Here is a 17,660-nt window from a genome sequence, read left to right as displayed (position 1 = left end):
AAGGGCGGCAGGAAGGTTTTCCGGCACCGGCAATGGCCATTCCGCCGCGTGCCGGCGATCGAAACGAGGGATTTTCGGTGAACAGTTTTTCCGCCCGTGTTGCCGTGGCTGCCGAAGCGATCCGCGGAATCTTCCCGGAAACGCCACTGCAGGAGAACGACTATCTGTCGAAGAAGACTGGCGCCCGCATCCTTTTGAAGCGTGAGGACCTGACGCCCGTGCGCTCCTACAAGATCAGGGGCGCCTTCAACTTCTTCCGCAAGGCGCTCGCCGCCGGCAACAATGCGGAATTGTTCGTGTGCGCCTCGGCCGGCAATCACGCGCAAGGCTTCGCTTTCGTCTGCCGGCATTTCGGCAAAAAGGGCGTTGTCTTCATGCCGGTGACGACGCCGCAGCAGAAGATCGACAAGACGCGGCTGTTCGGCGGCGACTTCGTCGAGATCAGGCTAGTCGGCGACTTCTTCGACGATTGCTACCGCGCCGCCTTCGAATTCACCGAGGCCGCCGGCGCGCATATGGTGCCGCCTTTCGATCATAAGGACATCATCGAGGGCCAGGCGACGGTCGCCTACGAGATCGCGTTCCAGATGCCGGGCGCCCGCGCGCCCGACATCGTCATGCTGCCCGTGGGCGGCGGCGGCCTGGCTGCCGGAGTGACGCATTATTTCGCCGACCAGCATCGCGACCCGCGCTTCGTGTTCTGCGAGCCGGCGGGCGCGCCGAGCCTGCGGGAGAGCCTTGCCGGCGGCAAGCGGGTCAAGCTCGCAAAGGTCGACAATTTCGTCGACGGCGCCGCGGTGGCCGAAATCGGCCGCGAACCGCTGCGCCATCTCAAGGAGTTTACCGCCGATGCCGTCAGGCTCGTCCCTGAGAACCGGCTTTGCGCGACGATGATCGAGATGCTCAATGTCGAGGGCGTGGTGCTGGAGCCGGCCGGCGCATTGGCGATCGACGCGCTCAAGGATTTTTCGCGCAAGGAGATCAGGGGCAAGACGATTGTCGCCGTCGTCTCCGGCGGCAATTTCGACTTCGAACGGCTGCCGGACGTCAAGGAGAGGGCGCTGCGCTTCGAGGGCTTGAAGAAGTATTTCATTATCCGCTTCCCGCAGCGGCCGGGCGCGCTGCGCGACTTCCTCGAAATGCTCGGGCCCGACGACGACATCGCGCGCTTCGAGTATCTGAAGAAGTCGGCGCGCAATTTCGGTTCGGTACTGATCGGCATCGAGACCAAGGACCGGCGCAATTTCGACCTGCTGAAAGCTAATTTCGACGCCGAGGGCGTGCAGTATCAGGACATCACCGATAACGAGACGCTGGCGGGATTCATCATATGAGCGCGAATGAAGGCACCGTGTTCGTGGCGCTGTTTTCCGGCATCAATGTCGGAGGCAACCGCATCGTCAAGATGGCGGAGCTGAAGTCGTTCTTCGAAGACCTCGGCTTCACCGGTGTCGCAACCTATGTGCAGAGCGGCAATGTCGTGTTTCGCGCGAAGAAAGGCGATGCGGCGTCGCTGACCAGCGCGCTGGAAGCGGCCTTCGAGGAGAAATGGGGCTTCAATTCGCGCATCATGGTGCGCGACGCCGGCTGGTTCGAGCGGCTGGTGAAGGACAACCCCTATCCAGAGATCACCGACGAGCCGACCAAACTGCACGCCTACGTGCTGGAGCGCGAGCCGACCGCCGAGGAGGCCAAGCGGCTGGCGGAGAAATGCACCGGCCCCGAGCGCTTCGAGATCAAGGGCGACGTGCTTTACCTCAATGCGCCAGATGGTCTCGGCAAATCCGTGTTCGCCAATCTCATTGGTCGAACGCTGAAGGTGCCTGGCACGGCGCGCAACTGGCGCAGCGTGCTGGCGTTGCTAGAGATGGCGGGCAAGGCGGGCGGCTGATCGTCAGCCGCTCAGGCGGCCTTCTGCCAGTCGAAGGTGAGTTCCTCGCGGAAGGCGAAGCGCTTGATGTGATCGGCGACCACGCTCTCCAGCCGTTCCAGCGAGGCTGCATCGTCGGCATTGAGCGCGATATGGAGCGCCTTGTCGTCGGCGTCCATCACGGTGCGGCCGATCGAGAGCTGGATGGCGCCGTGCTGCGGGTCGAATTCGACCGGGAATTTATGCGACCAGTGCTTGCAGAGCTGCTGCAGATAGCGGCTGGCATGTTCGGTGGCGACATCGGCGCGGCTGATCGGCATGGAATACTCCCGGCGGGTTGAAGAAAAACGCCGGCCTGGGGAGACCGGCGCCATTGGCAGATAGATAGGCAGCGCTTGGCGGAATGCCACCCGCCAAATCGGTACGGGATCAGCGATTACCAAGCGCCCGTATTCGGCATCGAGGCCCATGGTTCGGCCTTTGCCTTGGCGGGGCCCTTCTGCAGAAGTTCGATCGAGATGCCGTCCGGCGAGCGGATGAAGGCCATGTTGCCGTCGCGCGGCGGACGATTGATGGTCACGCCATTGTCCATCAGCTTCTGGCAGGTGGCGTAGATGTCGTCGACCTCATAGGCGAGATGGCCGAAATTGCGGCCGCCCTTATAATCTTCCGGATCCCAATTGTAGGTTAGCTCGACCAGTGGCGCCTTTTCATCGATGCCGCTCTGCTCGTCTTCCGATGCGGCGAGGAAGATCAGCGTGTAGCGGCCCTGCTCGTTCTCGTAGCGGCGCACCTCCTTCAGGCCGAGCTTGTTGCAGTAGAAATCGAGCGACTCGTCGATATCGGCGACGCGGACCATTGTGTGCAGATAGCGCATGGCGGCTTCCTCAAAGTGTTGGGGTTGCGGGCACCATAGGGGCCACCCGGTGAAAGGGCAATCGTCCGACAAAAGAGGCGGCACGATCGATTTCAAGCCTCGCGATTTCGGCTTCCGGAAGTGCCGGCAAACAACATTTCAGCCTTTCCAGTGCTGAACGGTGAAAAAAGGCACGTCAGCCCTTGCACACCCCGGAAGCCGCAGTGTTAATCTCTTGGCAAGAATCAGTTGCAGTTCAGTTAGAAAAAGGGGGCATTCTTATGGGGGAAAAGGCCTCTTTCACGAGGCGGGACGGAAGCCTTGACGACGCCTTGCAGCGGGACAATGGCGGCGACGCCGCCGAGCTTGTCGAAATCGCCGGCGCTATCAAATGGTTCGACGTGGCCAAGGGCTACGGCTTCATTCTTCCGGATGACGGCGTCTCGGGTGACATCCTCCTCCATGTGACATGTCTTCGAAGGGACGGTTTCCAGACGGCGCTCGAAGGCGCGCGGGTCGTCTGCCTGGTGAAACAGGGCGAGCGCGGCTTACAGGCTTTCCGTGTCCTTTCCATGGATGCCTCGACGGCGGTCCACCCGGCGGAGCAGGAACAGCGCACCCACGTTATCGTCAACCCGGAGAGCGGCCTCGAGCGGGCCTTGGTCAAGTGGTTCAACCGCACCAAGGGTTTCGGCTTCCTGACGCGGGGCGAGGGGACGGAAGATATCTTCGTCCACATGGAGACGCTGCGGCGCTACGGCATAACCGAGCTTCGGCCCGGCCAGGTCGTTCTCGTCCGCTTCGGACGCGGCGACAAAGGCCTTATGGCCGCCGAAATCCACCCCGATATGGGTACTTTGTCGGTCTCGCACTAAGCGGCCTCTCGACGCAGTCGAAAGGCCCTCTGCCGCGGCACGACCGTTTTGTCCGAAAACCGGTTCCACTTCCGCGGATCATGGTTTAGGACGAGCGTCTGGACGAGGTACCCCATGGCTCATCGCAATTGGCTGACTGCGGGCGCGCTCTGCGCCGCGATCGTTTTCGCCGCCTGTTTCATCGCCGCGAAGCCGAGCTCGGCCGATGCGATGCTGCTGCCCATCGACCGGACACCGCTTGTGGTGTCGACCGGTTCGGGCGAGCGTTCCTTCTCCATCGAGATTGCCGATACCTCCGCCGAACGCGAGGCGGGACTGATGTTTCGGCAGACCATGGCCGAGGATCACGGCATGTTGTTCGTCTTCGAAAGAACGGACGAGGTGGATTTCTGGATGAAGAACACGCCGATGGCGCTCGACCTCATCTTTGTCGGCCAGGACGGCAGGATCAAGGCTATCAAGCGCGGCGAGCCCGAATCCGAAGCGATCATCTCGCCGGGACAGCCGGTGCGCTTCGTGCTTGAGCTCAAGGCAGGCACGGCCGCCAGGGACGGCATCAAGGAAGGGGACCTCTTGCGCCATCCGGCTATCGCCGCGGGCGCGGGTTCCAACTGAAAAGCCATTTCGATGCAATTCTTTTCGCATGACGGTTTCGAGCTTGCCTATCTCGATCGCCAGCCGGCCCCTGGGCATGGCGACCCGGTGCTGATGATCCACGGCTTTGCCTCCAGCCACTATGTCAATTGGGTCTCCCCGGGCTGGTTCAAGACGCTTAACGACGCCGGCTACCGGGCGATTGCCTTCGACCATCGCGGCCACGGCGCGTCATCGAAGAGCTATGACGAGGCCGACTACACGCCGCAGAAGATGGCTTCCGACGCGGCCGCGCTGCTCGATCATCTCGGCATCGAGCGCGCGCATGTCATGGGCTATTCGATGGGGGCGCGCGTCTCGGCTTTCCTGGCGCTCTCCGATCCTCAGAAGGTCGCGACGCTGGTGTTCGGCGGCCTCGGCATCGGTATGGTCGACGGCGTCGGCGACTGGGACCCGATCGCGGCGGCGCTGCTGGCGGAGGACCCCTCGCAGACCACGCATCCCCGCGGCCGCTCGTTCCGCGCCTTCGCCGACCAGACGCGCAGCGACCGGCGCGCGCTCGCCGCCTGCATTGCCAAGTCGCGCGAGTTGCTCAGCGAGGACGACATGGCTCGTATCGCCCAGCCGACGCTGATCGCCGTCGGTACCAAGGATGACATTGGTGGCTCGCCGGACGAGCTTGCGGCCCTGATGCCCAACGCCAGGGCGTTTCACATCGAGGGCCGCGACCACATGCTCGCCGTTGGCGACAAGAGCTTCAAGCAGCGCGTGCTCGAGTTCTACGCCGAAAACCCGCTCTGAGCGCGGGGCGCTCCGGTGGTCGATCTTCTCGTCACCTATATGGAGATGCTGGCGCCGCCGCAGGACGCGCCGCTTGCGTCGCCGTCGCCCGACGCCATCGTGGCGCGCGAGAGGCTCGATCTTTCCAGCTATCTCGATCTCTACCGCGCGGTCGGCGGACCGGTGCAATGGGACCAGCGCCTGCGCATGCTGGAACCAGAACTCGGAACGCTGCTTGCCAGCGCCTCGACGCATATCCATGTGCTGCGCGTCGCCGGCGAGCCCGCGGGCATCTGCGAGTTCAACAACGTCGGCGAAGCGGCCATCGAGCTCGCTCATTTCGGATTGGTTCCGGCCTTTCAAGGGAAGCGATTGGGGCCGTTCCTGCTCGACCAAGCGTTGCGCGCGGCATGGTCGCATGGCCCGCAAAGGCTTTGGCTTCACACCGATACCTATGATCATCCGGCGGCCCAGGCGGTTTACGGGCGTGCTGGTTTCAGAGGTTATGCCGAAAGGATCGAGACATTTCCGGATTAGCCGGAAAGGGGCGCTGCGCGCTTTTCTCCGAATTGCCCTAGGCGCGAGCCCGCCTGCCGGCGAGGGATCTCGCCATGACGCACAGCAGCTCGAACATCATCGTCGCGCCGGCCAGCGCCGTCATGCCGGCAAGATCGAACGGAGGCGCGACCTCGACGACATCGGCGCCGGCGAAATTCAATCCGTCGAGCAATCGAACCATCTCCTGCGCCTCGCGCGTCGTGAAGCCGCCGAGCTCCGGCGTGCCGGTACCGGGGGCCATGGACGGATCGATGCAATCGATGTCGAACGTCACGTAGGTCGGGCCGTCGCCGACAAGATCGCGCGCTTCCTGCATGACGGAAGCGGCGCCGCGTCTGACGAACTCTTCCATATAGATGATGCGTACGCCCTGCGACGTTGCCCAGTCGTGCTCGCCCGGTTCGTAGATCGAGCCTCTGATGCCGATCTGGACCACACGCTTGGGGTCGAGCAGCCCTTCCTCGATCGCGCGACGGAAAGGCGTCCCGTGCGTATAGGGATTGTCGCCGAAATAGCGATCGTTGGTGTCGGAATGCGCGTCGAAGTGAACCATGCCGATAGGCGCCTTGCCGGCCACGGCGCGCAGCACCGGCAGCGTCGTCAGATGATCGCCTCCGGCTGCCAGCGGCAAGGCACCGTCGGCCACGATCGCGGCAATGCCGTCCTCGATGCGCTTCAGCCCGTCGAGCAGGTTGATGGGATTGACCGACAGGTCGCCGACATCGGCGACGTTGGCGATGCTGAACGGCTCGGTTCCCGAGACGTGGTGGACGCGGCGCATCAGGCTCGACTGGTTCCTGATTTCGCGCGGACCATGGCGGGCGCCGGCCCGGTTGGTCGTGCCTCCGTCCCATGGAATCCCGACAAGGGCGATGTCGAGCCCCTTCGCGCTCGGCACGGCCGGCAGGCGCATGAAGGTGGAAAGCCCGGCAAATCGCGGCACCTGCGCGGCGTCGACAGGTTGAAAGAAGCTGTTTTGCATGGTGTGGGCCACTCCGAAGCGGTTCACGTTCCTATAGTGATCGCAGGGCCCGGGATTCAGGCATAGAGGCAAAGCCCAGCGGGCTTGTGGGCCTATCAAGGCTGGCCTTGCAGCGCTTCCAGCGATCGGCTCAGGTTTTTTCTGGCCCGCGCCTCGAACCGATCGCGGAATATTTGCGTGTTGAAAATCCTCGGCCGGGCGAGGAAACTCTTCAGGACGGCGGCTCGACCGGCGCGCCACATCGGCTCCTCGACCCAGCCATATTCCAGCCGGACCGCCTTTTCATAAGCATCGAAGATGGCGGGTCCGGCGCCGAGGATCGCCAGATCCATGTCGAGCAAAAGCGCCGCATCGTTGAGCGCGTTTTCGTCGCGGAACGGGGGCAACTGGTGGGTGGCGGTGGCGTTGATCATCGCCGCTATGCGGGCAAGGCGGTGAGGATTTACGCGCCCGGCGAGCCTTTTTTCGGCCAGTTCGGCGCTTTTTGCCTCATTGTCCTTGGCGCGGCTGTCATAGATGGCGTCGTGCAACCAGATCGCCGCTTCGACGACCTCCGGATCGTCGAGAAGGTGCCGGTATTCGGTTGCCAGCGCAAGCATAGCTTCTATGTGGGCCAAGCCGTGATAGTGGCGATCCGGGGCCTGGTAGAGCGCCGCAAGCTCGCTTTTCAGCGCTTCGTCGATCAAGGGTTCGTTTTCCATCGTCGCTTGAATCCGCGTGAACCATGTCCATTTGACAAAGCACTAAGGAAAATTGAGTTCAACCGTGCTATGATCTGGCCTATATGTGCCGCCGGAGAATGAGCAAGGCCGGAGAGCGTCGATGAACAGCATTACGATTGCCCGCCCCAGCACGGTGCAGCCGGTCGACCCGATCTGGCGGTCGATCCGCGACGAGGCGATGGAGGCGGTGAACCGCGATCCGCTGCTCGCGGCCTTCCTGTATTCGACCATCCTCAACCAGGAGAGCCTGGAAGAAGCGGTGATCCACCGGCTGGCCGAACGCCTGGCGCATCAGGACATCGGTTCCGATCTCATCCGCCAGACCTTCAAGGCGATGCTGGACGACGATGCGGAGTGGAGCACGACGGTTCGCGTCGACATCCAGGCCTATTACGACCGTGATCCGGCCTGCGACCGCTTCATCATGCCGGTGCTCTATTTCAAGGGTTTTCACGCCATCCAGACGCACCGGCTGGCGCATTGGCTGTGGAACCAGGGCCGCAGGGATTTCGCGCTCTACCTGCAGAGCCGTTCGTCCTCGGTGTTCCAGACCGACATCAATCCGGCCGCCCGCATCGGCAAGGGCATCTTCCTCGACCATGCCACGGGCCTGGTCGTCGGCCAGACGGCCGTCATCGAGGACGACGTATCGATCCTGCACGGGGTGACGCTGGGCGGCACCGGCAAGGCCAATGGCGATCGCCATCCGAAGATCCGCCGCGGCGTGCTGATCGGCGCCGGCGCCAAGATCCTCGGCAATATCGAGGTCGGCCATTGCTCGAAGATCGCGGCCGGATCGGTCGTGCTGTCGCCTGTGCCGCACAACAAGACGGTGGCCGGCGTGCCCGCCCGGGTCGTCGGAGAAACCGGCTGCGACCAGCCTTCGCGGCAGATGGACCAGCTCCTGCCGTCGCAGAGCATGGACCACGTGGTCAGCTTCGACATCTGACTTCCGTCGTCGTCGGGAACTGCCGAAATCGGGCCGCCGGTTTTCGGCCGACCTGTCCCATGCAATTGTACCGGCTTGCCTTTACATGGCCATTGTTGGCGTGTCAGAAGCGCGTTCCAACGAACAAGGCCGACATTTCGGAGAAGACTTTTGAAGCCTGACGAGATCAGAAAGCTGGACGCCTATTTCAAGCGCGTTTTCCAGAACCCCAAGCTGCAGGTCAAGGCGCGTCCGCGCAAGGAAGACTCGGCCGAGGTCTATGTCGGCGACGAATTCCTCGGCATCGTCTTCAAGGACGAGGACGACGGCGACTATAATTTCTCGATGGCCATTCTCGACATCGATCTGGCCTAGGCCAGCAACAGCTGCGGCCGGTGCGCGGCAACGCTGCCCGGCCGGCCGCAACCCACAGGCGAGTGTCGCCTAATCCTGGCAATGTCGCGGAATATGCACCCGACGCCAGCTTGTCGAGCCTTCCCGCACCACCACCCGGCGCGCCACTGTCCCGTATGAAGGCGGGATTTCCCGGATGCGGACTTGGTGCGGCCGCACCAGCACTTCGTGGGCCACTGCTTCGTATTCCGCCGGCTGAACGACGCGCCGGACGCGCTCCGGTTGAACCACGACCGTCTCGGCGACGCGCGTATAGCGGGCCTTGCGCCATACCTTGCACAGCACCTTGCGGCCATGGATGACGCGCCATTCCCAGGCGTAGCCGCCATCGTCGACCTTGACCGTGTGATAGACCGTGCGCGTCACCGCCGGGACGGCCTCGTAGGCGACGCGCGGCGGCGCGATCTGGTCCACGCTTTGGTAGGTGCCGTAGATCGGCGCGTCGTAATCGACCACCTGTCCGCCGGGGCTCACCATCACGTCCTCATAGACGGTGTCGTAAAGTGCGGGCCTGTGGGTCGGTTCATAACATTCGAGCGCGCGACCGCCGGCGGCGGTTTCACAGACGCTGGCAAGCATCGCTACTGCCGCCAGCGATGCGGAGCTTTTGCGGATCATGACATTCCCCCGTTGAAAAAGGACGCCTTCACAACGCAGGACTGTAGCGGAAGCTCCGGGGGCGGACAGCGATTTCAGGGCTTTTCGTTAAGCGTCGCGGTTAAGGAATTGCTACCTTGCGAACGGCTTTGGCCGCCAACCGAGACCGGGGCCTGCCTCACGGGGCTAGCCGCCCGGGTTTCCCGGGCCTGCAGCGCTTTACTCGACTTAACCAGATGGCTAGGAGAGGCGGCCTTGCGCTAGGGTGAGCCGGCATCCTATTTAGGTCGTAACCGATCCAGAACGATTCCGCGCGATTGCTGGTATACCGAGGCGCCGGAATCCATCTCCAACAAGGGTAGTCCATGAAGAACCCCGTTGAAACCTACATGAACCTCGTTCCGATGGTGGTCGAGCAGACCAACCGCGGCGAGCGTGCCTATGACATTTTCTCGCGCCTCCTGAAGGAACGCATCATCTTCATCACCGGTCCGGTCGAGGACGGGATGGCGACACTGGTTTGTGCACAGCTTTTGTTCCTCGAGGCGGAAAACCCCAAGAAGGAAATCAACCTCTATATCAATTCGCCGGGTGGCGTCGTCACCTCAGGCATGGCGATCTACGACACGATGCAGTTCATCAAGCCGGCGGTGTCGACGCTCTGCATCGGCCAGGCCGCGTCGATGGGTTCGCTGCTTCTGACCGCCGGTCACAAGGACATGCGTTTTGCCACGCCGAATGCCCGGATCATGGTCCATCAGCCGTCAGGCGGCTTCCAGGGCCAGGCTTCGGACATCGAACGTCATGCGCAGGACATCATCAAGCTGAAGCGCCGCTTGAACGAGGTCTATGTCAAGCACACCGGCAAGAACTATGACGAGATCGAGAGGACGCTCGACCGCGACCACTTCATGACCGCGGACGAGGCCAAGGACTTCGGTCTGATCGACAAGGTCATCTCGAGCCGCGAAACCGTCGAGACCGCCACGGCTTCAGCCTGACCATCGACGGCAAATGGCAGCATAACGCTGTTTTGGCGCGTCTTGCGGCATTTCGGCCACATTTGGCTGTTCCCTCAGGCGTTGGGATTGCCTACGTTAAGGCTATGTTGATTTTCGACGGCTTAGCTTTGTGTGGGGTTGCTGCGAATCATTGCCGCGTTTTCTGATTTGTGTTTCGTACGGAATGCGCTGTGTGAGCCGGGACACTGGCGGTGGCGGATTCCCGCGATAGATTGGTGAGACGTCACTCAAAGCCAGGCCATCGGTGGGCGTCGGTGAAAGGACAGGAAAATGAGCAAGGTAGGCAACAATAGCGGTGATTCAAAGAACACGCTCTATTGCTCGTTTTGCGGCAAAAGCCAGCACGAAGTCCGCAAGCTGATCGCCGGGCCGACGGTCTTCATCTGCGACGAGTGCGTCGAACTGTGCATGGACATCATCCGCGAGGAGAACAAGACCTCGATGGTGAAGTCGCGCGAAGGCGTGCCGACACCGCAGGAGATCCTCAAGGTTCTCGACGACTACGTCATCGGCCAGCCTTACGCCAAGCGCGTGCTGTCGGTGGCGGTCCACAACCACTACAAGCGCCTCGCGCATGCCGGCAAGAGCAACGACGTCGAACTGGCCAAGTCGAACATCCTGCTGATCGGCCCCACGGGCTGCGGCAAGACGTTGCTCGCGCAGACGCTGGCTCGCATCATCGACGTGCCGTTCACCATGGCCGACGCCACGACGCTTACCGAGGCCGGTTACGTCGGCGAGGATGTCGAGAACATCATTCTGAAGCTGCTGCAGTCGGCCGACTACAATGTCGAGCGCGCCCAGCGCGGCATCGTCTATATCGACGAAATCGACAAGATCTCGCGCAAGTCGGACAATCCCTCGATCACCCGCGACGTGTCGGGTGAGGGCGTGCAGCAGGCGCTGCTCAAGATCATGGAAGGCACCGTCGCTTCCGTGCCGCCGCAGGGCGGGCGCAAGCATCCGCAGCAGGAGTTCCTGCAGGTCGACACCGCCAACATCCTGTTCATCTGCGGCGGCGCCTTCGCCGGGCTGGACAAGATCATCTCGGACCGCGGCCGCAAGACCTCGATCGGGTTCGGCGCGACCGTTGCCTCGCCCGAGGATCGGCGCACCGGCGACCTGTTCCGGCAGGTCGAGCCGGAAGATCTGCTGAAGTTCGGCCTGATCCCGGAATTCGTCGGCCGTCTGCCGGTTCTGGCCACGCTGGAAGACCTCGACGAGCCGGCGCTGATCCAGATCCTGACCGAGCCGAAGAACGCGCTGGTCAAGCAGTATCAGCGGCTGTTCGAGATGGAGAATGTCGACCTGACCTTCCACGAAAACGCGCTGTCGGCGATCGCCAAGCGCGCCATCGAGCGCAAGACCGGCGCGCGCGGCCTGCGCTCCATCATGGAAGCGATCCTGCTCGACACCATGTTCGAGCTTCCGGCGCTGGAAGGCGTGCGCGAAGTGGTGATCTCGGAAGAGGTGGTGTCCGGCAACGCCCGGCCGCTCTACATCTATTCCGAGCAGAAGGAAAAGAAGGGCAATGTCAGCGCCTGAAATGGCGTTTGACCCCACATTTTTCATGGAACGGCGCCCGCGTGGCGCCGTTTTGCTGTGAAAGGCGGGAAGGCATACGATGGAACGGGTCGAGCGACCGTGTTAACCCTTGATCTTTGCCCCGGCTGCATCCACCTAACAGCAGAAGGCCGAGGCGCCGAATTCTGTGCTGTAAAACTCCCGTCACAAACGGTGGTAGGCGGAACGACCCTCGGTCGTTAATATGAGATTCGCGGTTGGCTAAAATAAGCGTCCGCGACATGAAAGGTTGGACAATGGCCAAGATATCCAAGGCTTCCGGCGACGGCGTTTTCGCAGTCCTCCCACTGCGCGATATCGTCGTGTTCCCGCATATGATCGTTCCGCTCTTCGTGGGCCGTGAAAAGTCGATCAAGGCGCTGGAAGAGGTGATGGGTCAGGAAAAGCAGATCCTGCTCGCCACCCAGATGAATGCAGCCGACGACGATCCTGAGCCCGATGCGATCTTCGACATCGGCACGCTCGCCAATGTGCTGCAGCTTTTGAAGCTGCCCGACGGCACCGTGAAGGTTCTGGTCGAGGGCGCCTCGCGCGCCAAGATCGTCTCGTTCACCGACCGCGCCGATTTCCATGAAGCCCGCGCCACCGCGCTCGCCGAACCGGAAGAGGAAGAGGTCGAGATCGAGGCGCTTGCCCGCTCGGTCGTCACCGACTTTGAGAATTACGTCAAGCTGAACAAGAAGATCTCGCCCGAAGTGGTGGGTGCGGCCAGCCAGATCGACGACTATTCCAAGCTCGCCGATACGGTCGCCTCGCACCTCGCCATCAAGATCCCCGAGAAGCAGGAGATGCTCGCCACGCTTTCCGTCAAGGAGCGTCTGGAGAAGGCGATGGGCTTCATGGAAGCCGAAATCTCCGTGCTCCAGGTGGAAAAGCGCATCCGCTCGCGCGTCAAGCGCCAGATGGAGAAGACGCAGCGCGAGTACTACCTCAACGAGCAGATGAAGGCGATCCAGAAGGAGCTCGGCGAGGGCGAGGACGGCCGCGACGAGGCCGCCGAGATCGAGGCCCGCATCAAGAAGACCAAGCTCTCCAAGGAGGCCCGCGAGAAGGCGGAGGCCGAGTTGAAGAAGCTGCGCTCGATGTCGCCGATGTCGGCTGAATCGACAGTGGTGCGCAACTATCTCGACTGGCTGCTGTCGATCCCGTGGGGCAAGAACTCCAAGGTCAAGCAGGACCTGAACTATGCGCAGGACGTGCTCGACGCCGACCATTTCGGCCTCGACAAGGTCAAGGAGCGCATCGTCGAGTATCTCGCCGTGCAGAGCCGCCAGAAGAAGATCAAGGGGCCGATCCTGTGCCTCGTCGGACCGCCCGGCGTCGGCAAGACCTCGCTCGGCAAGTCGATCGCCAAGGCGACCGGCCGCGAGTTCATCCGCATGGCGCTCGGCGGCGTGCGTGACGAGGCCGAGATCCGCGGTCACCGGCGGACCTATATCGGCTCGATGCCCGGCAAGGTCATCCAGTCGATGAAGAAGGCCAAGAAGTCGAACCCGCTCTTCCTGCTCGACGAGATCGACAAGATGGGCCAGGACTTCCGCGGCGATCCGTCATCGGCGCTGCTCGAGGTGCTCGATCCCGAGCAGAACTCGACGTTCATGGACCATTACCTCGAGGTCGAATACGACCTGTCGAGCGTGATGTTCGTGACGACGGCGAACACGCTGAACATCCCGGCGCCCCTGATGGACCGCATGGAGATCATCCGTATCGCCGGTTACACCGAGGACGAGAAGATCGAGATCGCCAAGCGTCACCTGATGCCCAAGGTGATCCGTGACCATGCCCTGCAGCCGAACGAATTCTCGGTCGGCGAGGACGCGATCCGCGGCATCATCCAGACCTACACGCGGGAAGCCGGCGTGCGCAGCCTGGAGCGCGAGCTGATGAAGCTCGGGCGCAAGGCGGTGACCGAGATCCTGCGGACGAAGAAGAAGACGGTGAAGATCACGGCGGACAACCTCGCCGATTATCTCGGCGTGCCGCGCTTCCGCTTCGGCCAGGTCGAAGCCGACGATCAGGTCGGCGTGGTCACGGGTCTTGCCTGGACGGAAGTCGGCGGCGAGCTGCTGACGATCGAAGGCGTCATGATGCCCGGCAAGGGCCGCATGACGGTGACCGGCAATCTACGTGACGTGATGAAGGAATCGATCTCGGCGGCGGCTTCTTACGTCCGCTCTCGGGCTATCGATTTCGGCATCGAGCCGCCGCTGTTCGACAAGCGCGACATCCACGTCCACTTGCCGGAAGGCGCCACGCCGAAGGACGGCCCGTCCGCAGGTGCCGCGATGGCCACTGCCATCGTGTCGGTGCTGACGGGTATCCCGGTGCGGGCCGATGTGGCGATGACCGGCGAGATCACGCTGCGTGGCCGCATCCTGCCGATCGGCGGCCTGAAGGAGAAGCTGCTCGCGGCATTGCGCGGCGGCATCAAGAAGGTCCTGATCCCGGAAGAGAACGTCAAGGATCTGGCGGAGATTCCGGACAATGTGAAGAACGGCATGGAGATCATTCCGGTCTCGCGGGTTGGCGAGGTGCTGAGGCACGCGTTGGTCAGGATGCCGGAGCCGATCGAGTGGGTCGAGCCGGTCAATGCGCCGGCTCCGGTCGACAGCGGCGACGATGCCGGAAAGTCGCTTGCTCATTAGCGTTTGCTAACATTGCAGCGCACAAAGAGAGAGCCGGGCCTTGAGCCCGGCTTTTTCATGTGAAAAGCCACCAAAAAAAGCAAAAAAGCCCGGAATTCCGCGGTTTTCGGCTTGGGTTCCTGAACGCTTCTTTCTAAAGTCCGTTTCCTGCCGGATGAGTCGTAGTTCCGGTTTTCTCATGGAAGGGAATTTTTATGAACAAGAACGAACTGGTGTCCGCCGTCGCCGACTCCGCAAGCATTTCGAAGGCTGATGCGCAGTCCGCCGTCGATGCGGTGTTCTCCGTGATCACTGGCGAACTGAAGAAGGGCGGCGATGTCCGGCTTGTCGGCTTCGGAAATTTCACCGTGTCAAAACGCGCTGCTTCGACCGGCCGCAATCCGCAGACCGGCGCGGAAGTGAAGATCCCGGCGCGCACCGTGCCGAAGTTCTCGGCCGGCAAGGGCCTCAAGGACGCGGTCAACTAAGACCTTTTTCTTTAAGAGCAGAAAAGCCGGGCTTGCCCGGCTTTTCTTTTTTTTGCGGCGATTGGACCCGCATTCTTCCTGGAGTTGCTCAGGCCGTCGGCGCGTCGGCGCGCATCAGGCCTTCCTGTTTCAGATCCGCCCACAGCGCCGCCGGTATCCTGGTGTCGAGCAGCGCCCGGTTGCTTTCGACCTCGGCCGGCCGCTGGCCGCCGGGTATCACCGACATCACCGAGGGATGCTGTAGCGGGAATTGCAGCGCCGCCTCGATCAGCCGCACATTGTGGCGTTTGCAGACGGCTTCGATACGCGCCACGCGATCCAGGATCTCCTTGGGCGCTTCGCTGTAATTGTAGAAGGCGCCGGGCTTCGGTCCGGTCGCAAGCACGCCGGAATTGTAGGGGCCGCCCAGCACGATGCCGATGCCGCGCTTCTGGCAAAGCGGCAGGAAGGATTGCAGCGCCTCCTGCTCGAGCAGCGTGTAGCGGCCGGCAAGCAGGAACAGGTCGAAGTCGCCGCGCTCGGCAAGCGTGTGGGCGACCTGCCACTCGTTGATGCCGCCGCCGAAGGCCTTGATCACGCCCTGGTCGCGCAGCGCCAGCAGGCCGTAATAGCCGGACGACATGAATTCCTCGATGCGGGCATCCGAGGCCTCCTTGCTACCATGGGTGAAGATGTCGACGTCATGGACGAAAAGGATGTCGATGCGGTCGACGCCCAGGCGCTCCAGCGAGGCCTCGAAAGAGCGCATGACGCCGTCATAGCTGTAGTCGTAGACTTCCCGGCGCGACGGCGTCTCGAAGAACTTGCCGATGCCGGTGCGCTTGTCCGGCGGGGCGACGCGCATGATGCGGCCGACCTTGCTCGACAACACATAGTCGTCGCGCTTCTTGCCGCGCAGGAAGGGATTGAGGCGCGTTTCCGACAGGCCGAGGCCGTAGAGCGGGGCCGTATCATAATAGCGGCATCCGGTCGCCCAGGCCGCCTGCAAGGTAGCATTGGCGTCCTCGTCGGAAATGGCGCGGTAGAGATTGCCGAGCGGCGCGGCGCCGAAGCCGAGCTCGGTGAAGGTGATGCCGCCATTGCCGATGCGGTCGAAATGCCGTGTCTTCATGTCTGACGATGTCCCGGAGTGATTTGTCTGACATGACACTATCACGCTCGTGGCCCAGCAAAAGTGCCGAGGCTCGTTGGACAGCGATTTTCGCGGTGGTAGCATGAACAGAAACAAGCTTTTCGTGGCAGCATACCGCAAATCCACAAAGCGTCGCGACACCTCTCAGGCAGGGTGAGAGCCATCATGACCAAAGCCGGATCAGGCATGTTCGCGACCGCGCTGGACGAGCTTGGCGCGGTGCTGGCGCGTACGGATGAAGCCCGGATCGACGCCGCCTGCGAAATGCTTGCCGACGCCGCCCGGATCGCCGTCTATGGCTGCGGTCGCGAGGCGCTGCAGGTGAAAGGCTTCGCCATGCGGCTCTACCATCTCGGCCTGCCGGTCTCGGTCGTCGGTGACATGACCACGCCGCCGATGGGGAAAGGCGATGTGTTCCTCGTGAGTTCAGGGCCAGGCGAGACCACCACGGTGCTGACATTGATGCGGGTTGCCCGCGCGGCCGGCGCGAAGGTGCTGCTCTTGACGGCGGAACCGGAAAGCAGCGCGGAGAAACTCGCCGACTTCACGCTGCTCATCCCGGCGCAGACGATGGCCAGCGACCAGGGCGCCGCCCGGACTTCGGTTCTGCCGATGGGCTCGTTGTTCGAGGGCGCGCTGTTCGTCTTGTTCGAGATCATGGTGCTGAAGCTCAAGGCGCTGACAAAAGCCACGCCGGAAGCGATGCGCGCCAGGCACACCAATATGGAGTAGGGGATGCGCTACGAGCTGATGCTGCCGCACCAGATCCGCAAGGCGATCGAGGAGAACTGGCCGGTCGTGCTGCCGCTCGGTGTGCTCGAATACCATGGCGAGCACATGGCGGTTGGCATGGACACGCTGGCCGTCATCAAGACGGTGGAGCTGATCGAAAAGGAGAGGGACATCGTCATCCTGCCGCCCTTCTACTACGGCGCGGCAAGCTATGCGGTGGCGGCGCCCGAAGGCAGCGGCTCGGTGCAGGTCGGCGGTCCGGTGCTTTCGCCATTCGCCGATGAATTGTTCTACGGCATGCTGCGCATCGGCTTCCGCAACATCCACGCCATCATCCACCACCAGACCGAGAATTTCGTGGCCGGCATGCCGACCGATCTCGCCTTCAAGACCGCTGGCCGCCAGGCGATCTTCCGCTTCCTGGAGAAGGAACGTGGCGAGGGTTGGTGGGGCTCCAACACAATGGCCGATTACTATGCCGGCCATGCGCAGGGCGAGAATGTCTTCAACTGGGTGCAGGTGCATCCTCTGATGCCGGCCGCGATGAACGGCAAATATCCGTTCGACCATGCCGGCATCGGCGAAACCTCGCTGATGCTGGCGCTATGCCCAGAGGCGGTGGACGAGAAGCGTTTCGCCGACAACACCGGCTGGTATACGAAAAGCGCGTCGGAGGCCTCGGCGGGTCTCGGCAAGATCGGCGTTGCCATGATCCTCGACCATCTTAGGGCGATATTGGTGAGCTAGCTGCTCCCCTTCTCCCCTTGTGGGAGCAAGGTGTCGCCGAAGGCGACGGATGAGGGGTGCTCCAGGGAAAGCCGGCGTCTCACTCCGCTGGAACACCCCTCATCCGTCTCGGCGCTAACGCGCCGATCCACCTTCTCCCACAAGGGGAGAAG

20 protein-coding genes are annotated in these 17,660 nt (G+C 62.5%); 14 read left to right on the top strand and 6 right to left on the bottom strand.

The features are described 5' to 3' along the window. Nucleotides 1-77: 77 nt before the first annotated feature. Complete coding sequence (gene ilvA, locus RFM52_RS19260) at nucleotides 78-1,334, top strand: threonine ammonia-lyase IlvA (protein ID WP_320295921.1); 1,257 nt, start codon at nucleotides 78-80, stop codon at nucleotides 1,332-1,334. Then, nucleotides 1,331-1,891 (top strand): DUF1697 domain-containing protein, encoded by a 561-nt coding sequence (locus tag RFM52_RS19255; RefSeq protein WP_320295920.1) that lies wholly within the window; start codon nucleotides 1,331-1,333, stop codon nucleotides 1,889-1,891. The genes ilvA and RFM52_RS19255 overlap by 4 nt, the downstream gene beginning before the upstream one ends. Nucleotides 1,892-1,902: 11 nt before the next feature. Here the strand turns inward: RFM52_RS19255 and RFM52_RS19250 are convergent, their stop codons facing one another. Together RFM52_RS19250 and gloA are read right to left on the bottom strand one after the other, a co-directional pair. After that, nucleotides 1,903-2,190 carry a DUF2218 domain-containing protein gene (locus RFM52_RS19250; RefSeq protein WP_320295919.1) on the bottom strand — a complete coding sequence of 96 codons (288 nt, stop codon included), beginning with the start codon at nucleotides 2,188-2,190 and terminating at the stop codon, nucleotides 1,903-1,905. A gap of 116 nt (nucleotides 2,191-2,306) precedes the next feature. Then, nucleotides 2,307-2,747 carry a lactoylglutathione lyase gene (gene gloA, locus RFM52_RS19245; protein WP_320295918.1) on the bottom strand — a complete coding sequence of 147 codons (441 nt, stop codon included), beginning with the start codon at nucleotides 2,745-2,747 and terminating at the stop codon, nucleotides 2,307-2,309. 260 nt (nucleotides 2,748-3,007) lie between these two features. On the opposite strand from gloA, the gene RFM52_RS19240 reads away from it, so the two are divergent. The 4 genes from RFM52_RS19240 (at nucleotide 3,008) to RFM52_RS19225 (ending at nucleotide 5,512) form a co-directional block, all read left to right on the top strand. After that, nucleotides 3,008-3,601 carry a cold-shock protein gene (locus RFM52_RS19240; protein WP_320295965.1) on the top strand — a complete coding sequence of 198 codons (594 nt, stop codon included), beginning with the start codon at nucleotides 3,008-3,010 and terminating at the stop codon, nucleotides 3,599-3,601. 114 nt (nucleotides 3,602-3,715) lie between these two features. After that, complete coding sequence (locus RFM52_RS19235) at nucleotides 3,716-4,216, top strand: DUF192 domain-containing protein (protein ID WP_320295917.1); 501 nt, start codon at nucleotides 3,716-3,718, stop codon at nucleotides 4,214-4,216. 12 nt (nucleotides 4,217-4,228) lie between these two features. Beyond that, nucleotides 4,229-4,996 carry an alpha/beta fold hydrolase gene (locus RFM52_RS19230; protein ID WP_320295916.1) on the top strand — a complete coding sequence of 256 codons (768 nt, stop codon included), beginning with the start codon at nucleotides 4,229-4,231 and terminating at the stop codon, nucleotides 4,994-4,996. Between the two features lie 15 nt (nucleotides 4,997-5,011). Further along, nucleotides 5,012-5,512 (top strand): GNAT family N-acetyltransferase, encoded by a 501-nt coding sequence (locus RFM52_RS19225; protein ID WP_320295915.1) that lies wholly within the window; start codon nucleotides 5,012-5,014, stop codon nucleotides 5,510-5,512. A 37-nt stretch (nucleotides 5,513-5,549) separates the two neighbouring features. On the opposite strand, the gene speB is transcribed toward RFM52_RS19225, so the two are convergent. Both speB and RFM52_RS19215 read right to left on the bottom strand, forming a co-directional pair. Next, nucleotides 5,550-6,515: an agmatinase gene (gene speB, locus RFM52_RS19220; protein ID WP_320295914.1), complete on the bottom strand. Its 966-nt coding sequence runs from the start codon at nucleotides 6,513-6,515 to the stop codon at nucleotides 5,550-5,552. 95 nt (nucleotides 6,516-6,610) lie between these two features. Further along, nucleotides 6,611-7,216: an HD domain-containing protein gene (locus RFM52_RS19215; RefSeq protein WP_320295913.1), complete on the bottom strand. Its 606-nt coding sequence runs from the start codon at nucleotides 7,214-7,216 to the stop codon at nucleotides 6,611-6,613. A gap of 121 nt (nucleotides 7,217-7,337) precedes the next feature. On the opposite strand from RFM52_RS19215, the gene cysE reads away from it, so the two are divergent. Both cysE and RFM52_RS19205 read left to right on the top strand, forming a co-directional pair. Next, nucleotides 7,338-8,186 carry a serine O-acetyltransferase gene (gene cysE / locus RFM52_RS19210; protein ID WP_320295912.1) on the top strand — a complete coding sequence of 283 codons (849 nt, stop codon included), beginning with the start codon at nucleotides 7,338-7,340 and terminating at the stop codon, nucleotides 8,184-8,186. Between the two features lie 150 nt (nucleotides 8,187-8,336). After that, entirely contained in the window at nucleotides 8,337-8,540 is a 204-nt protein-coding gene (locus RFM52_RS19205) for a DUF3126 family protein (protein WP_027166457.1), read from the top strand. 69 nt (nucleotides 8,541-8,609) lie between these two features. Here the strand turns inward: RFM52_RS19205 and RFM52_RS19200 are convergent, their stop codons facing one another. After that, nucleotides 8,610-9,197: a hypothetical protein gene (locus tag RFM52_RS19200; protein WP_320295911.1), complete on the bottom strand. Its 588-nt coding sequence runs from the start codon at nucleotides 9,195-9,197 to the stop codon at nucleotides 8,610-8,612. A 344-nt stretch (nucleotides 9,198-9,541) separates the two neighbouring features. On the opposite strand from RFM52_RS19200, the gene RFM52_RS19195 reads away from it, so the two are divergent. From RFM52_RS19195 to hupB, 4 genes are all read left to right on the top strand, one after another. Then, entirely contained in the window at nucleotides 9,542-10,177 is a 636-nt protein-coding gene (locus RFM52_RS19195) for an ATP-dependent Clp protease proteolytic subunit (protein WP_320295910.1), read from the top strand. Nucleotides 10,178-10,468: 291 nt separating this feature from the next. Then, entirely contained in the window at nucleotides 10,469-11,743 is a 1,275-nt protein-coding gene (gene clpX / locus RFM52_RS19190) for an ATP-dependent Clp protease ATP-binding subunit ClpX (RefSeq protein WP_320295909.1), read from the top strand. A 275-nt stretch (nucleotides 11,744-12,018) separates the two neighbouring features. Next, entirely contained in the window at nucleotides 12,019-14,430 is a 2,412-nt protein-coding gene (lon, locus tag RFM52_RS19185; protein WP_320295908.1) for an endopeptidase La, read from the top strand. Nucleotides 14,431-14,624: 194 nt separating this feature from the next. Continuing rightward, the gene (gene hupB / locus RFM52_RS19180) at nucleotides 14,625-14,897 is read left to right on the top strand and encodes a DNA-binding protein HupB (RefSeq protein WP_027166452.1); all 273 of its coding nucleotides are present in this window, start codon (nucleotides 14,625-14,627) and stop codon (nucleotides 14,895-14,897) included. A gap of 88 nt (nucleotides 14,898-14,985) precedes the next feature. Here hupB and RFM52_RS19175 read toward each other — a convergent pair whose 3' ends face one another. Next, nucleotides 14,986-16,008, bottom strand: coding sequence for an aldo/keto reductase (locus RFM52_RS19175; RefSeq protein ID WP_320295907.1), 1,023 nt, complete (start codon nucleotides 16,006-16,008; stop codon nucleotides 14,986-14,988). A gap of 186 nt (nucleotides 16,009-16,194) precedes the next feature. On the opposite strand from RFM52_RS19175, the gene hxlB reads away from it, so the two are divergent. Both hxlB and RFM52_RS19165 read left to right on the top strand, forming a co-directional pair. Beyond that, nucleotides 16,195-16,761: a 6-phospho-3-hexuloisomerase gene (gene hxlB, locus RFM52_RS19170; protein ID WP_320295906.1), complete on the top strand. Its 567-nt coding sequence runs from the start codon at nucleotides 16,195-16,197 to the stop codon at nucleotides 16,759-16,761. A 3-nt stretch (nucleotides 16,762-16,764) separates the two neighbouring features. Beyond that, nucleotides 16,765-17,508, top strand: a complete 744-nt coding sequence (locus RFM52_RS19165) for a creatininase family protein (RefSeq protein WP_320295905.1) — start codon at nucleotides 16,765-16,767, stop codon at nucleotides 17,506-17,508. The last annotated feature ends 152 nt before the right edge of the window (nucleotides 17,509-17,660 follow it).

Origin of the sequence: Mesorhizobium humile (assembly GCF_033977215.1) — a bacterium.
Lineage (GTDB): Bacteria > Pseudomonadota > Alphaproteobacteria > Rhizobiales > Rhizobiaceae > Mesorhizobium > Mesorhizobium humile.
This window is presented reverse-complemented; position numbering and strand designations above follow the sequence as displayed.

What these genes read in the sequence shown, in the direction of transcription:
- RFM52_RS19255 (WP_320295920.1), top strand. Translation starts at nt 1,331, where the DNA reads ATGAGCGCGAATGAAGGCACCGTGTTCGTGGCGCTGTTTTCCGGCATC.
- RFM52_RS19250 (WP_320295919.1), bottom strand. Translation starts at nt 2,190, where the DNA reads ATGCCGATCAGCCGCGCCGATGTCGCCACCGAACATGCCAGCCGCTAT.
- gloA (WP_320295918.1), bottom strand. Translation starts at nt 2,747, where the DNA reads ATGCGCTATCTGCACACAATGGTCCGCGTCGCCGATATCGACGAGTCG.
- RFM52_RS19240 (WP_320295965.1), top strand. Translation starts at nt 3,008, where the DNA reads ATGGGGGAAAAGGCCTCTTTCACGAGGCGGGACGGAAGCCTTGACGAC.
- RFM52_RS19235 (WP_320295917.1), top strand. Translation starts at nt 3,716, where the DNA reads ATGGCTCATCGCAATTGGCTGACTGCGGGCGCGCTCTGCGCCGCGATC.
- RFM52_RS19230 (WP_320295916.1), top strand. Translation starts at nt 4,229, where the DNA reads ATGCAATTCTTTTCGCATGACGGTTTCGAGCTTGCCTATCTCGATCGC.
- speB (WP_320295914.1), bottom strand. Translation starts at nt 6,515, where the DNA reads ATGCAAAACAGCTTCTTTCAACCTGTCGACGCCGCGCAGGTGCCGCGA.
- RFM52_RS19215 (WP_320295913.1), bottom strand. Translation starts at nt 7,216, where the DNA reads ATGGAAAACGAACCCTTGATCGACGAAGCGCTGAAAAGCGAGCTTGCG.
- cysE (WP_320295912.1), top strand. Translation starts at nt 7,338, where the DNA reads ATGAACAGCATTACGATTGCCCGCCCCAGCACGGTGCAGCCGGTCGAC.
- RFM52_RS19200 (WP_320295911.1), bottom strand. Translation starts at nt 9,197, where the DNA reads ATGATCCGCAAAAGCTCCGCATCGCTGGCGGCAGTAGCGATGCTTGCC.
- RFM52_RS19195 (WP_320295910.1), top strand. Translation starts at nt 9,542, where the DNA reads ATGAAGAACCCCGTTGAAACCTACATGAACCTCGTTCCGATGGTGGTC.
- clpX (WP_320295909.1), top strand. Translation starts at nt 10,469, where the DNA reads ATGAGCAAGGTAGGCAACAATAGCGGTGATTCAAAGAACACGCTCTAT.
- lon (WP_320295908.1), top strand. Translation starts at nt 12,019, where the DNA reads ATGGCCAAGATATCCAAGGCTTCCGGCGACGGCGTTTTCGCAGTCCTC.
- hupB (WP_027166452.1), top strand. Translation starts at nt 14,625, where the DNA reads ATGAACAAGAACGAACTGGTGTCCGCCGTCGCCGACTCCGCAAGCATT.
- RFM52_RS19175 (WP_320295907.1), bottom strand. Translation starts at nt 16,008, where the DNA reads ATGAAGACACGGCATTTCGACCGCATCGGCAATGGCGGCATCACCTTC.
- hxlB (WP_320295906.1), top strand. Translation starts at nt 16,195, where the DNA reads ATGACCAAAGCCGGATCAGGCATGTTCGCGACCGCGCTGGACGAGCTT.
- RFM52_RS19165 (WP_320295905.1), top strand. Translation starts at nt 16,765, where the DNA reads ATGCGCTACGAGCTGATGCTGCCGCACCAGATCCGCAAGGCGATCGAG.